This window comes from Acidobacteriota bacterium (assembly GCA_033549365.1).
Classification (GTDB): domain Bacteria; phylum Acidobacteriota; class Aminicenantia; order Aminicenantales; family Saccharicenantaceae; genus JAWSUF01.
Genome location: JAWSUF010000001.1, coordinates 64,548 through 77,889, shown reverse-complemented (window position 1 = coordinate 77,889; position 13,342 = coordinate 64,548). Strand labels below are relative to the sequence as shown.

Here is a 13,342-nt window from a genome sequence, read left to right as displayed (position 1 = left end):
CACCCTTGTCGTCGCCCGGGAGTTACCAACCATTTTGGAATGGCTCTTGGCGCACGCCCAGATGCCTGGGCCGAGCCGGGGCGGAAATACACCGGGGGTTTTTTGTGCCGGCGATGATGGAACGGTCGCGACAGTGTTATTCCACCGGCATCTTCAACGAGAATAACGGCTGGGGAAATGAACCGGTGGAAGTCACCAATACGGCTTTTCAAATCCGTCAGATCAGTCGCAGCACGTGAAGCAGGCTTCGCAGGCCGAGCATCATGGTGATAAGAAGCACGAAAGCGCCTGCCAGGTTGGCCGCCCACGTGTTGGAGCGCGGTCCCATGATCGCCGCCCGGTTCATCACCCAAAGAAGGTAGACGACGACGAGAGGCAGGAGAATCCCATTCGCCGCCTGGGCGAAGAGGATGGCCTGGACCGGACTCGAACCCGCTTGGGAAAAGAACATGCCGATCGCGATGATGCCCATCCAGACCATTCGGAAGCGCGGATCCTTGCGTCCGGCCTTCCAGCCCAGAATGCCGTCCGCGGCATAGGCGGCGGCCAGGGGAGCGGTCACGGCCGATGTGATTCCGGCGGCGAAAAGCCCGAGGGACAGGAAGATCCGGGCCCAGGCTCCCATCAGCGGTTCGAGTTGAACGGCCATGTCGGCCGCGCCCCCGATTTCGGCAGGGGCGCCATAAAAGGATGCGGCCGAGGTGACGACGATGGCCATGGACACGATCCCGCCCAGGGGAATGGCGATTCCGATATCCAGCCGGGCCGCCCGGATGTCCCGGGGATCCTTCCAGCGTTCCCGAACCGCCGAGGCATGAAGGAACAGGTTGTAGGGGACAACAGTCGTTCCGATCAATCCGACGAGGGTCAGAAGAGAACCCGGCGGAAGAGACGGTACGGCCAAACCATTTAAAAGCTCACCGGGTTTCGGGCCGACCATGACCGCCGTGGTCAGAAAAGCAAGGCTCATAAGAACGACCAGAGCGACAAGAGACCGTTCGATTGTCCGGTAGTTTCCCCAGAGAAGAAGTCCGAACGCGGCCGCGCCGATGATCAGGGCCCAGGCGTTGACGTCGAATCCGCCGACGGGAAATCCCCTCCAGCCCGAAAGAGTTTCCAGTCCCATGGCGCCCCCGAGGACATTTCCCGTTTCGTAGGCCGCATTGCCGGCGACGATGGCCGACAGGACGAGAATGACGGCCGGGAGGCGGGCCCAGCGGCTTCGGGCCGATTCCCGGATGGCCTCGCCCAGGCTGCGGCGTCCGATGATGCCCAGGCGGGCCGACATGTCCTGGAGAACGACGGTGGCGATGACGGAGAAGAGGAGACCCCATAAAAGAGCAGTGCCGAATTTTGCTCCGGCCAGCGTGCAGGTTGTCACGGTTCCGGGGCCGATGAAGGCCGCCGTCACAAGCGCCGCGGGGCCGATATTGCGCAGGCGGTCGCGGATGGTCATGCGGCGCCCATCCTAATGCAGGCGGTGCCGGGAGTCAAGATGTGTCGGGGAAAAGCTTGACGGGGGAGTGGACCTGGACTATCCTCATCCCGATTGCGGCCGTACCGATTCCAACGGTTTGCGTTCGGATCTCTAAGGAGGGCGAAATGAAGATCATCCGTGCGGCGGTTTCGCTTCTTGTCGCCGCCTTCATATTCTGGGGTCTCAACAATTCCCACGGCCGAATTCCTCCGCTCGGCAAGCTCCTGAACCCCTTTGCCGGATTCTGGCAGAACGGCGAACGGATGGATGCGCTGCCCGAAGAACTCGTTCTCGACGGTCTGGATGGAGAGGTTCGGATTCTCTGGGATATGCGTCGTGTCCCCCATATCTTCGCTGATAACGACACCGACCTCTATTTCGCGCAAGGCTATGTCGCGGCTCTTCTCCGGCTCTGGCAGATGGAATTCCAGGTCCTTTATACAGGAGGCCGGCTGGCGGAGATCATCGGGCCTTCGGCACTCCCCCTGGATCGTTTTCATCGCCGGTTCGGCATGCTCGGGGCGGCCGAGAAAATGGACCGGGTCTTCGCGGATGACTCCGAGACACGGCGGATCATCGATGCTTATGCCGCCGGCGTCAATGCCCATATCGACGGGCTGAAAACGAAAGACCTGCCGCTCGAATATAAGATTCTCGATTATCGACCGGAACCCTGGAGCGGCGTCAAGACCGGCCTTTTTCTTATGTCCATGTCCTACACTTTGGCCGGCGGGTCCATGGACCCGGCCATGACCGCCCTTCGCGATTCTTTGGGGGAGGACGCCGTCGATCTTCTCTTTCCCTATCATTCTCCTTTGGCCGATCCGGTCATTCCTCCCGGAATGCCGTGGGATTTCGAGCCCGTCCCGATTCCCCGGATTCCTGAAAACGGCCGGCCGAATGCGCCGACCTCGGAAATAAGCGCGGATGCCGCCGCCTCCGCGGCGCAGACGCTGAGGCCTTTCGGCACACTCCCGGGTCCCGGTATCGGGAGTAACAACTGGGCCGTTTTGGGCCGCCTGACGAAAAGCGGATTTCCCCTCCTCTGCAACGACATGCATCTCGGTTTGTCCCTGCCGGCTGTCTGGTATGAGTTGCAGCTCAGCGCCCCGGGTGTCCGGGTCCGCGGCGTGTCTTTTCCGGGCTCTCCGGCGGTCGTTGCCGGTTTCAATGAAAATCTCGCTTGGGGCTACACAAACGCCGGATCGGATGTTCTCGACTGGTATGCCGTCACCTTCAGGGACGAAAGCCGCTCGGAATATCTCTACGGCGGGCAGTGGCGGAAAACCATCGTCCGCGAAGAAGAGATCAAAGTCCGCGGGGCTCAACCCGTCGTCGAACGGGTCCTCTACACCCACCACGGGCCTGTCGTTCGCCTCCAGGGCGAGCCGGCGTTCGATGTTGCCGATGTGCCGCCGGATGCCGCACTCCGCTGGCTGGCCCACGATCCTTCCAACTTGATCCTGGCGTTTCATCGCTTCAACCGGGCGGAAAGTTATGAGGACTTCATGAAAGCCCAGGAACCCTGGATCCATCCGGCCCAGAATATCGTCTATGCCGATGCCGCGGGGCAAATCGCCATCGTGCATGCCGGAGCCTTCCCGCTGCGCTGGAAGGGCCAGGGCCGATATATTCTCGACGGGGCGGACCCGTCCCACGATTGGGCCGGCTGGATTCCGACGGAACATTTGCCCCGTATCACAAATCCGGAGCGGGGATTCGTCAGTTCGGCCAACCAGGCGCCCGCCGGACCGGATTATCCCTATTATCTTGGGTGGAACTATGTCTCTTTCGAGAGAGGGGCCCGGATCAATGAGATTCTTGCCGAATCAGCGGACATCACACCTGAGGACATGATCCGGATGCAGAACGATGTCCTCGGACTGAGGCCCCGCAAGGTTTTGCCCGTTTTGCTCGGTTTTCTTGAGAATGAACAAGGATCGGACCTCGAAGTCTGGTGTTTGGAAAAGCTCCAGGAATGGAACTTTGAATACCTTTCGGATTCGCCGGCACCGACGATCTTCAGGGAATTCTGGAATTCCCTCAACCGGCTGATCTGGGATAACAAAAAGCCGGACGGCACGGACCGGATGCCGCATCCGGCGAGCGATGTCACGATCGATCTCATTCTCAATCGCCCGGAGTCGGGATTTTTCGATGACAAGACGACTCCGGAAAAGGAAACGCTTCCGGATATCGCGCGCCGCGCATTCCGGGATGCCGCCGGCAAACTCGAAGAGAGGCGGGGACCTCCCGGAGAGGCCTGGCAATGGGGAAGGGCGAAAGGAACCCGGATCGGACACTTGGCCCGCATCCCGGGCCTCAGCCGGGAAAACCTCATTGTTGATGGGGACTCAACCGCGGTCCGTGCGGTCGGCTCGAACTGGGGCCCGTCGTGGACCATGGTCGTCGAAATGGGGCCTGAGATCAGGGCCTGGGGGATTTATCCGGGCGGCCAATCCGGAAATCCGGGCTCCCGGCATTATGACGATTTCATCGGCGACTGGATGGACGGGAAGCCCTATGAGCTTCTCTTTCTGAAATCCGCGGACGACGGCCATCCCCAAATCGTGAAGCGAACCGTGTTGAGAGGCGCAAAATGACGGCGATTCTTATCTGCCTGTCCGTGATCCTTGTTCTTCAACTCCTGACGCCTTTTTGGTGGTGGGTGATGATCGTTCCCTTTGTCTTCGGCGCTTCTTCGGCGCGCTCCGGATGGGCGGCTTTCCGGACAGGATTCGCGGCGGCCGGATTGCTGTGGCTCGGGGCGGCGGGTTTCCATTATCTTTTCGGAAGCCGGATCATCGCCGGGCGGATGGCCGAAATGATCGGTCTCGGGAAAGCGGGTTTCATGATGGCCGCAACGGCCCTCGTCGCGGCCGGCGCCGCCGGAGCGGCCGCTTTGGCGGGATATGCCGTCCGGACGCTTTTCCGAAGAGAAAGGAGTGACTAAAACGCCGCCGGCCGGAAATCGGTTGAAAAAATCGACGGATCAAAAAACAGAAGGGTAAAGGAGGAGGGGATGGCATCGAAAAAAGGGGGAATGCGAAGATCGTTTCTTGCGGTTGCGGCCTGCGTTCTTTTTTCGCTCGCCGCGGCATTCGATTCGGCAAAAGAACGCGACGCGTGCGATATTCTTTTCACCGGGGGAACGATCATGGACGGATCGGGAAATCCCGGTTATCACGGCGATGTCGCGGTTCGGGACGGCCGGATCGTCGCCGTTGGAAAACTCGCCGGGCGCCTTGCGGCCGGCCGGACCGTGGATGTCCGAGGCCTGGTCATCGCCCCGGGATTCATCGACATCCACACCCACGCTTATGACGCCGTCACCCGCGAAGGGATCTGGACCGGCGAAAACGAGGCCCGTTTCGGAGCCCCCAATTACCTCAGCCAGGGCGTGACGCTCGTCGTCTCCAATTCCTGCGGCTACGGCCCTGTCGAAATCGGAGTTCAAAGACACATCCTGGAAGACAAGGGAACCGGACCCCATGTCGTTCTTCTCATCGGACACAACGCCGTCCGCAGGGAGGTTATGAAAAGAGATTTCCGAAGACCGGCCTCTGCGGAGGAAATCCGTTCCATGGCCGGGCTTGTGCGGCGGGCCCTGGAAGACGGCGCCCTCGGCATGTCCTCGGGTCTCGAATATGTTCCGGCCCGATGGAGCACCACGGAAGAAATCAGCGCACTGGTTCGGGAGCTTGTTCCTTTCGATGCGGTCTACATGGCCCATGAACGCTCCGCCGGTCTGACGCCGATGTGGTACACGCCCAGCCAGGACCCGCCCGGTCCTCCGACCATGATCGAAAACATTCAGGAACTCATCGAAGTCGCGGGGGCCACGGGCGCCCGTGTCGTCGCCTCCCACATCAAGGCGAGGGGCGCGGATTTCTGGGGCGCGAGCACAATTCTCATTCGTCTCATCAACGAGGCCCGGGCCCGGGGTCTCGACATCTGGGCCGACTGCTATCCCTACAACACATCAGGGAGCGACGGCAGCATCGTTCTCATCCCTCAGTGGGCTCTTGGCACAAGTCCGCGCCGGGGGCTTCAGTCCGTTCTCAATGATCCGAAGCGCGTTGCCGCGCTCGAAATGGATATCCGGGCGGCCCTCAACTGGCGGGGCGGCGTCGAAAACATCGTCGTTATGGATCATCCGGAGCCGAGCCTGATCGGGAAAACTCTGGCGGACCTGGCCGCGGGCTGGGGCCTTGACGAGGTCGGGACCGTCCTTCGGCTTCAGCTTGAAGGCTACGAGGATCGTCCCGGCGGCGCCCGCCTCAGAGGCTTCTCTCTCTCCGAGGTCGATATTGAAGCCTTCTATGCCCAACCCTGGGTGGCCACGGCCTCTGACGGCTCGATCGCCCTTCCCGCGGACGGCCCGGTCCATGCTCGTTTCTATGGGACGTTTCCCAGAAAAATCCGCCGCTATGCCATGGAGCGGGGCGTTCTGTCCGTGGAAAACGCCGTGCGCTCGTCCACGTCGCTTCCAGCCGTCATTCTCGGGCTTCGGGACCGGGGCATGGTCCGCGAGGGTTTTCATGCGGACATCGTCGTCTTCGACCCGAAAACCGTTCGGGACACGGCCACATTTTTCGAACCCCACCGCCATTCCGAGGGTATCATTCACGTCCTGGTCGGGGGCGAATTCGCCGTCGAGAACGGTGCGATCACGGGCCGCCGGGCCGGCCGCGTCATTACGAGATAGCCCTTGATCATCGCAATCAACCCGATACGGGTTGAAAGTATCGTTGTCGGAGAAAGGTCGGGCGATGATATCCGCAACGACCATGGGAGGGTTAACCTTCATGAGCCGTTTCGGAAGGGACCCCGGATTTTGGGCGCCGATGAACGGCGTGGAAAACCCGAGCGCGAACAAGGTCATCCCGGTCGGCCTCAAATATGGAAAGCCGAGAGTTTTCAGATCTGAGGATCTTTGAGGCGGTCCATCCGGTCGGCGAGAAAATCGAGAAAAGCCCGTCCATCTCTCCGGCCTTTGGAGAGATGACGGCCGCCCTGAAGCAGGAACTTCAGGCAGAGAATCTTGTCCTCCCGGCTGTACCCCTCGCCTTCGGTCTCCAGGATCACCGACTTCGAGAACCAGCAGGCCTCGACGGCATCGAGAAGGGCTTGTCCGGCCGGATCGACAGGACCATCGAACTCCCCCGGAAGAAGAACCAGGCGACGGTCTTTACCGGTTTCCGCCAAAGCCCACTCAAGGGCCTGGATTGCCGCTCCGTCGGCGAAAGAAAGGTCGCCCGCAGCGACTTGATGCAGAGCGGTTTCGATGTGAAAGACCAGCCACATCAGGCGATCGTCCTGGAGAACGCGATCGGCATCCTCGAAAGATTCCGCAGGGCGGGCTTTGGCATCTTGGTAGGGCGTGTGCTTCCGGAAATGATCACAGTCTTCGGGACAGGGCACTTTTTTCCCCCGCAAGGTCCCGCAACAGAGTTGGCAGATGCGATCCCTCAGGGCCGGACACGACCGCTTGGCTTTTCGTTTTCCGCAGTGTGAACAGAGCGTCATGATTTGATGAGGAAGGCGCCCGGCGAGAGGACCTTCATTTTTCTTCCGAGAATCTTTTTCAAAGCGGCTTGCGCGGCATTCTGTTCGGCGCATTTTTTTGAGAATCCCTTGGCTTTGGCCAGGGGCCGTCCGTCATGGCAGACTTCGACGACGAAAACCTTTTGATGATCCGGGCCTTTTTCGGTGAGCGTTCGATACACAGGAGGGGGCAGATTGTCTTTTTGAAAATGTTCCTGGAGAGCGGACTTGCTGTTGTTGATCCCGACATGTCCGGTTCTCAGGCGCTTCAGAGAATCCTGGAACAATTGATCGAGGATGGGCTTGGCCGCGTCACGACCTCCGTCCAGATACACGGCCCCCATGAGCGCTTCAAAGACTCCGGCCAGGATGGAGGCTTTCTTCCGCCCGCCGCACCGTTCTTCGCCGCGGCCGAGAAGAACGGCCTTGTCCAACCGGATGATTTCGGAGAAGCGGGCCAGGGCCACCGTGCTCGTGACGGACGCCTTGATTTTTGAAAGCTCGCCTTCGTCGAGGTCCGGACGGGCGAAGAAGAGAAACTCGGCCGCGGCGATCCCCACCACGGAATCGCCGAGAAATTCCAGCTGTTCGTTGTCCCGGGATTGGGCATCACGGTTTTCATAGGCATAGGAGCTGTGTGTCAGTGCCTGGATCAGAAGGTCCCGGTTTTTGAAGATGTAGCCGATTTTTTTTTCGAGTCGCGTGGCTTTCATGGCTCAAAAGGGAAAACGATCCGGCCTCCGACGACGGTCATCACCGGACATCCTCGAAGCGTCCAGCCGTGGAAAGGCGTGTTCCGGCTTTTGGACTCCATGGCGGCGGCGTCGACAACGATCTCGGCGGACGTGTCGATCAAGGTCAGATCGGCGGCTGCGCCCACGGCGATGCAACCCGCACCTTCCAATCCGAGAAGTCGGGCCGGGTTCCAAGAGAGCAGTTCGACAAGTCTCATCATCGGAAAAACATTCTTGTGGACGAACCGGTCAAGAAGAATGGAGACGGCCGTTTCAAGCCCGATGACGCCGAAGGGCGCCTCGTCGAAATCCGCGGCTTTTTCCCCGGGGGCATGGGGAGCATGGTCTGTGGCTACGGCGTCGACGACACCGGAGCGGACGGCCTCGACAAGCGCGTCCACGTCCTCCCGGCCGCGGAGCGGAGGATTCATCTTGAGATTCGGATCCGGCCTCTCCAGCGCCTCATCGGTCAGAACAAGGTGGTGTGGCGTCGCTTCCGCCGAGACGCGGACGCCTTCGGCCTTGGCCTCGCGAACGGCCTCGACCGCGCCCTTGACGCTCAAATGGGCGATATGGACCCGCGATCGGGTTTCGCGGGCCAGGGCGATATCCCTGCGGACCGGCCCGGCCTCCGATTCCGACGGGATGCCCTTGAGGCCCAGGCGCCGGTTTTGCGAGCCTTCATGCATGGCGCCGCCGGCGGCAAGAGCGAGATCTTCGCAATGATCGATGACCAGGCGGTTGAGGGAATCGGCCCATTCCAGGGCCCGGCGCATGACTCCGGAATCGCCGACGTGCCGGCCGTCGTCGGAAAAGGCGACGGCCCCGGCGTCAGCCAGAGCGGCCATATCCGTGAGTTCGAGACCTTTCATGCCCCGTGTCACGGAGGCAATGGGATGAATGCGGACGGAGGAAGATCGCATCGCCTCGTCCAGAATGAAGGACGTCACCTCCACGCTGTCGTTGACCGGTTGGGTGTTGGACATGCAGCAGATCGTCGTGAAACCCCCGCGGGCCGCGGCCCGGGAACCTGTTCGGATGGTTTCCTTGTGTTCATATCCGGGCTCCCGCAGATGAACATGCATGTCGATGAATCCGGGGCAGACGGCCCATCCGGAGGCGTCGACGGTCCGATCGGCCCGGCAATCCAGTCGGGATCCCATCCCGGCGATCCTGCCCTCGGCGATAAGAATGTCCAGAACGGCCTCTGTCCGGGACGCGGGATCGACGATCCGCCCGTTTTGAATCAGGAGTTTCACGGTCTTCCCGTCACTTGGATTTGAGTTTTTTCCCGATCGGTTCCGTGATCAGAACTTCATCGCTTCCATCGGCCTCCTTGAACTTCACCTGGACAAGTTCCCGCTTTGAAGTGGGAAGCACCTTGCCGACATAATCGGGCCGAATGGGCAGTTCCCGGTGTCCCCGATCGATCAGAACGAGAAGCTGGACGGTTTGGGGCCGGCCAAGGCCGAACACGCCGTCCATGGCCGCCCGGATGGTCCGCCCGGTCATCAGGACATCATCCACCAGGATGACGTCTTTTTTGGCGAGGGGAAAATGGATTTTGGTTTTTTCGGCCATGTTCTGGTTTTCAAGTGAGGAAAAATCGTCGCGATAGGGGGTGATATCCAGAACGCCGACGGGAATCTTGATGTTTTCGAGTTCGCGGACGGCCGCCGCGATTCTGCGGCCGACGAAAATGCCGCGGGTGCGGATTCCCACGATCACGAGGTTCTTGAGATTGCGATTGCGCTCGATGATTTCGGTCGCCATCCGGTTGACCGCGCGCCGGATCTTGGCGGCGTCCATGACCTTGGCTTTGATCTTGTCGCTCATACGGTTCTGTCCTCCTGGTATCGAAAATGCCATCACGCCGTCCGAATGTCAAGCCGGCGGAAATGTTGCAAAGCGTCCTTTCTGTCTCGATCGAGCCGTTTGCGCAGAGCCTCGGCATTCGGGAATGTTCTCTGGGAACGGATCTTCTCAAGAAATCGAATTCGAAGGAACGTCTCGTAAAGATTTCCCGAAAACCCGAAAAGATGGGTTTCGATGGAAAGGGAGGCGCCCCCGAACGTCGGGCAGGTGCCGATGCTCGTCATGGACGGCAACGTGCGACGGCCGGCGAGAACTTGGGACACAAAGACGCCTTTCGGAAGAATTTCATTGTCGGAAAGAATGTTGGCTGTGGGAAATCCCAGTCCGGATCCCCGTCCGCAGCCGTGAACGACGCGTCCGGTGATCTCGTAAGGACGGCCGAGCCAGGCGGCGGCTCGGGCGACTTGGCCCTGTCCGAGAGCATCCCGAATGATCGTGGAGCTGACGATGCGACCCTGCCGGATGACGGGAGGCACGACGACGACGGACGCATCGCTTCCCCGGGCGTATCGTGTGAGATCGGCTGCGCCGCCCGTGCGGCTGCGGCCGAAACGGAAACCGCGGCCGACGACGACGGCCCGGGCCCGAAGCCTGCGGATCAGGATATCGTCCACGAATTCTTTCGGAGAGAGCGCGGGCAGCGATGACTCGAACGGCACGATGAGGACGGCTTGGATGCCCAGGGATTTCAATCCTTCCAGGCGCTGGGGGAGAGTCTGAATCAAACGGAAATTTTTTCGATGGCCGAAAACCCGCGCCGGGTGGGGATCGAAGGTCAGGACAAGCGATCGCCAACCTCCTTGAGCGGCTGCGGATTTCAGACGCTCCAGGATCTTGACATGGCCCGGATGAAGCCCGTCGAAATTGCCGATGGCCGCGGCCGCAGGGGAAGGGCGCGCGGGGTAGGCGTCAAACCCGCGATAGACGCGCATGACGGCTTACATCTTCAGACGTTCGACGCTCTGGAGATAATGAATTTTCAGCTGGGACAGACAGGCTTCGAGGAATTTTTCCTCGTCCTCCTCCAGATTGCCCTTGGTCCTGTCCCTGAGAAGATCCAGAAGATCGATGAGCCGTTTGGCCAGTTCCGGGTTGGCGGCGAATTCGCCGTTTGCGGGGACCTCCATGGCGCCGAGCTTGATCAAGGCCTGGGTATAAAACGGGAACACCAGAGAACTGAACTCGAGGGGAGGCAGAAATTCTTTCTCATCCATGTTGCGTCCTTCTCAAAATCAAAACCGCCTTGATGAAATCGTCGAGATCGCCGTCCAGGACGGACTCGGTGTCGCCCGTTTCGCATTTGGTCCGGGTGTCCTTGACCATGCGGTAAGGATGGAGGACGTAGGACCGGATCTGGTTACCCCAGGCGATCTCGGACTTCGAATCTTCCAGTTTTTCGAGTTTGGAATTCTTTTTCCGTCGTTCGATTTCATAGAGCTGGGCCGTGAGGACTTTCATGGCCGCCGCTTTGTTTTTGTGCTGCGATCTTTCGCTCTGGCATTGAACGACGATGTTGGTCGGAATGTGCGTGATGCGGACGGCCGAATCCGTGGTGTTGACGTGCTGGCCGCCTTTTCCCGAGGACCGGTAGGTGTCGATGCGCAGATCATCGGGATTGATCTCCAACTCGACGTCCTCGTCGACTTCCGGATAGACGAAAACGGCGGCGAAAGATGTGTGGCGTCTCTTGTTGGCGTCAAAGGGAGAAATCCGGACCAACCGGTGGACGCCCGACTCACCCGCCAGGTTGCCGAAAGCGAAATCTCCCTGGATGCGGAAAGTTGCGCTCTTGAGCCCGGCTTCCTCTCCCGGCAGTTGGTCGAGAATCTCCGTGCGGTATCCCTTGCGTTCCGCATAGCGCAGGTACATCCGGAAAAGCATCTGGGCCCAATCCTGGGATTCCGTTCCCCCCGCGCCGGGATGAATGGTCATGAGAGCGTTGCGAATGTCGTCTTCTTCGAAATAGAGCCCCTGAAGTTCCGCCTCGTCGAGTCCCGAAGACAATTTTTCCGCCGTGGACTGGATGTCTTGTTCGACCTGTTCGCCCTCGCCGGCAAGTTCCGCAAGCACTTCCAAATCGTCCTTGAGAGTGCCGAGGCGCCGGAAAACGGTCAGATCGCGCTCGATTCTTTTCTTTTTCTGCAGGAGAGACTGGGCGTTTTTTCGATCCCGCCACGACTCGGGGGCGTTCAGCTCCTCGATGACGGTGTTCAGAGTCGTGGTTTTGGCATCCAGGTCAAAGAAAACCTCGAAGGTCCTCGAATCGTTTCAGGCTGGATGTGATGAGGGATTGGATTTCGGGGTTGAGTTCTGGCATCGGTTCTTCCGTAATGTTTTACTCTCGGTCGTCCTTGACGAGGTAATAGTCCGTCTTTCTTTTTTCCGCTGTGTTCAATCCGTCCAGAGCCGCCTGGGCGGTCTCCCGGTTTTGATAACCTCTCAGCCAGACCCGAAAATAGGGCTTTCTGTCGGAGCGGAAAGGTTCGAGAACAACGGCCGTATAGCCTCGCTTTGTGAAACGATCGGCGACTTGCCGGGCCGAAACCCGGTCATCGTAGGCGCCGACCTGGATGGCGAAGGCGTTCTTGGCCGCCGGTTTGGGCGAAGTTTCAACCTTGGGTTTCGTTGTCGGAGGGGCCGCGGTTTCCGCCGCCGGGGGAGCCGCTTCTGTTTTCTCTGCAGGCTTGGGCGCGGGCTCCCCCGGTTTCACGTCCCGGGGTTTTTCCCCGGCGGTTACGACGGGAATGGGCGTTTCCTTGGGAAGAACCTCCGTGACGGTATGGGACGGCGTGTCCGTCTCGACCATGATCCGGGACTGGCTTTTACCGACGGAAATGCCGAGAAGGAAAATCACGACGCCGAGAGCCAGAACACCCAGAAAGATGAACACCAGAAGCGAGCTTGAGATCTGTATTTCCCGGAAATCTCTGGTTTTCATGAACGGGGTTTGGTCTCCGCCGCGGGAGTTCCAGCCAACGCTTTAAGCAATTCGATGGGAACGGGGAAGACGATGGTCGAGTTCTTCTCCGAAGCGATTTCGCTCAGCGTGCCGAGATAGCGGAGCTGCAGAGCTTGGGGATTGCGGGAGATAATGTCGGCGGCTTGGGTCAGTTTGTCGGAAGCTTCGAGTTCGCCGGCGGCGTGGATGACCTTGGCCCGCCGTTCTCTTTCGGCTTCGGCCTGGCGGGCGATGGCCCGGACCATGTTTTCGGGGAGATCGACATGTTTCACTTCCACGATCTGGACCTTTATTCCCCACGGATCCGTGTGCATGTCGATGATTTCCTGGAGGCGGGTGTTGAGTTTCTCTCTCTCCGAGAGGAGTTCGTCGAGGTCACCTTGTCCGAGAACGCTTCGAAGCGTTGTCTGGGCCAGTTGAGACGTGGCGTAAAGGAAATCCTGGACCTCGAGAATGGCCTTCAAGGGGGCGACGACCCGAAAATACAGAACGGCATTGACCTTGACCGAAACATTGTCTTTGGTGATCACATCCTGGGGCGGCACATCCATGGTCACAAGCCTCAGGCTTACTTTAACCATGCGGTCAATGGGCGCAAAAACAAGAATGATACCGGGTCCTTTTTCCTTGGGTAAAACGCGGCCGAGACGAAAGATGACGCCTCTCTCATATTCTCTCAGGACCTTGATGGAATTGAGAATATAGAGGACGACGAGTCCGATGACGATGACGGGAAACGTGATCATATGC

The 13,342-nt window shown here is 59.7% G+C and carries 13 protein-coding genes; 3 read left to right on the top strand and 10 right to left on the bottom strand.

All coding sequences use genetic code 11. From position 1 onward, the window contains the following. Positions 1–217 precede the first annotated feature (217 nt). Entirely contained in the window at positions 218–1,456 is a 1,239-nt protein-coding gene (locus SCM96_00350) for an Nramp family divalent metal transporter (GenBank protein ID MDW7759073.1), read from the bottom strand. 146 nt (positions 1,457–1,602) lie between these two features. On the opposite strand from SCM96_00350, the gene SCM96_00345 reads away from it, so the two are divergent. From SCM96_00345 to SCM96_00335, 3 genes are all read left to right on the top strand, one after another. After that, positions 1,603–4,080 carry a penicillin acylase family protein gene (locus SCM96_00345; GenBank protein MDW7759072.1) on the top strand — a complete coding sequence of 826 codons (2,478 nt, stop codon included), beginning with the start codon at positions 1,603–1,605 and terminating at the stop codon, positions 4,078–4,080. Continuing rightward, entirely contained in the window at positions 4,077–4,430 is a 354-nt protein-coding gene (locus SCM96_00340) for a hypothetical protein (GenBank protein MDW7759071.1), read from the top strand. The genes SCM96_00345 and SCM96_00340 overlap by 4 nt, the downstream gene beginning before the upstream one ends. Positions 4,431–4,499: 69 nt before the next feature. Further along, positions 4,500–6,185, top strand: coding sequence for an amidohydrolase family protein (locus tag SCM96_00335; GenBank protein MDW7759070.1), 1,686 nt, complete (start codon positions 4,500–4,502; stop codon positions 6,183–6,185). A gap of 212 nt (positions 6,186–6,397) precedes the next feature. Here SCM96_00335 and SCM96_00330 read toward each other — a convergent pair whose 3' ends face one another. The 9 genes from SCM96_00330 to SCM96_00290 form a co-directional block, all read right to left on the bottom strand. Then, entirely contained in the window at positions 6,398–6,901 is a 504-nt protein-coding gene (locus SCM96_00330) for a hypothetical protein (protein MDW7759069.1), read from the bottom strand. Positions 6,902–7,002: 101 nt separating this feature from the next. Continuing rightward, on the bottom strand, positions 7,003–7,737 hold the full coding sequence (rnc, locus tag SCM96_00325) for a ribonuclease III (GenBank protein ID MDW7759068.1): 735 nt from the start codon (positions 7,735–7,737) through the stop codon (positions 7,003–7,005). Beyond that, on the bottom strand, positions 7,734–9,017 hold the full coding sequence (locus tag SCM96_00320) for a dihydroorotase (protein MDW7759067.1): 1,284 nt from the start codon (positions 9,015–9,017) through the stop codon (positions 7,734–7,736). Before SCM96_00320 ends, rnc begins: the two co-directional genes overlap by 4 nt. A 10-nt stretch (positions 9,018–9,027) precedes the next feature. Beyond that, a complete protein-coding gene (gene pyrR, locus SCM96_00315) occupies positions 9,028–9,594 on the bottom strand; it encodes a bifunctional pyr operon transcriptional regulator/uracil phosphoribosyltransferase PyrR (protein MDW7759066.1) in 567 nt (188 codons plus the stop codon). A 32-nt stretch (positions 9,595–9,626) separates the two neighbouring features. Next, positions 9,627–10,565, bottom strand: coding sequence for a bifunctional riboflavin kinase/FAD synthetase (locus tag SCM96_00310; protein ID MDW7759065.1), 939 nt, complete (start codon positions 10,563–10,565; stop codon positions 9,627–9,629). A 6-nt stretch (positions 10,566–10,571) separates the two neighbouring features. Next, on the bottom strand, positions 10,572–10,847 hold the full coding sequence (locus SCM96_00305) for a DUF1844 domain-containing protein (GenBank protein MDW7759064.1): 276 nt from the start codon (positions 10,845–10,847) through the stop codon (positions 10,572–10,574). Next, a protein-coding gene (prfB, locus tag SCM96_00300) for a peptide chain release factor 2 (protein MDW7759063.1) occupies positions 10,840–11,950 on the bottom strand; the annotation gives its coding sequence in 2 pieces (ribosomal slippage) (positions 10,840–11,877 and positions 11,879–11,950; 1,110 coding nt in all). The genes SCM96_00305 and prfB overlap by 8 nt, the downstream gene beginning before the upstream one ends. Positions 11,951–11,968: 18 nt before the next feature. Next, positions 11,969–12,571, bottom strand: coding sequence for an SPOR domain-containing protein (locus SCM96_00295; protein ID MDW7759062.1), 603 nt, complete (start codon positions 12,569–12,571; stop codon positions 11,969–11,971). Next, on the bottom strand, positions 12,568–13,338 hold the full coding sequence (locus SCM96_00290; protein MDW7759061.1) for a slipin family protein: 771 nt from the start codon (positions 13,336–13,338) through the stop codon (positions 12,568–12,570). Before SCM96_00290 ends, SCM96_00295 begins: the two co-directional genes overlap by 4 nt. Positions 13,339–13,342: the final 4 nt, after the last annotated feature.

Excerpts from the sequence above, each read along its gene's own strand:
- SCM96_00345 (MDW7759072.1), top strand. The coding sequence starts at position 1,603 with ATGAAGATCATCCGTGCGGCGGTTTCGCTTCTTGTCGCCGCCTTCATA.
- SCM96_00295 (MDW7759062.1), bottom strand. The coding sequence starts at position 12,571 with ATGAAAACCAGAGATTTCCGGGAAATACAGATCTCAAGCTCGCTTCTG.
- SCM96_00350 (MDW7759073.1), bottom strand. The coding sequence starts at position 1,456 with ATGACCATCCGCGACCGCCTGCGCAATATCGGCCCCGCGGCGCTTGTG.
- SCM96_00310 (MDW7759065.1), bottom strand. The coding sequence starts at position 10,565 with ATGCGCGTCTATCGCGGGTTTGACGCCTACCCCGCGCGCCCTTCCCCT.
- SCM96_00305 (MDW7759064.1), bottom strand. The coding sequence starts at position 10,847 with ATGGATGAGAAAGAATTTCTGCCTCCCCTCGAGTTCAGTTCTCTGGTG.
- rnc (MDW7759068.1), bottom strand. The coding sequence starts at position 7,737 with ATGAAAGCCACGCGACTCGAAAAAAAAATCGGCTACATCTTCAAAAAC.
- pyrR (MDW7759066.1), bottom strand. The coding sequence starts at position 9,594 with ATGAGCGACAAGATCAAAGCCAAGGTCATGGACGCCGCCAAGATCCGG.
- SCM96_00340 (MDW7759071.1), top strand. The coding sequence starts at position 4,077 with ATGACGGCGATTCTTATCTGCCTGTCCGTGATCCTTGTTCTTCAACTC.
- SCM96_00335 (MDW7759070.1), top strand. The coding sequence starts at position 4,500 with ATGGCATCGAAAAAAGGGGGAATGCGAAGATCGTTTCTTGCGGTTGCG.
- SCM96_00290 (MDW7759061.1), bottom strand. The coding sequence starts at position 13,338 with ATGATCACGTTTCCCGTCATCGTCATCGGACTCGTCGTCCTCTATATT.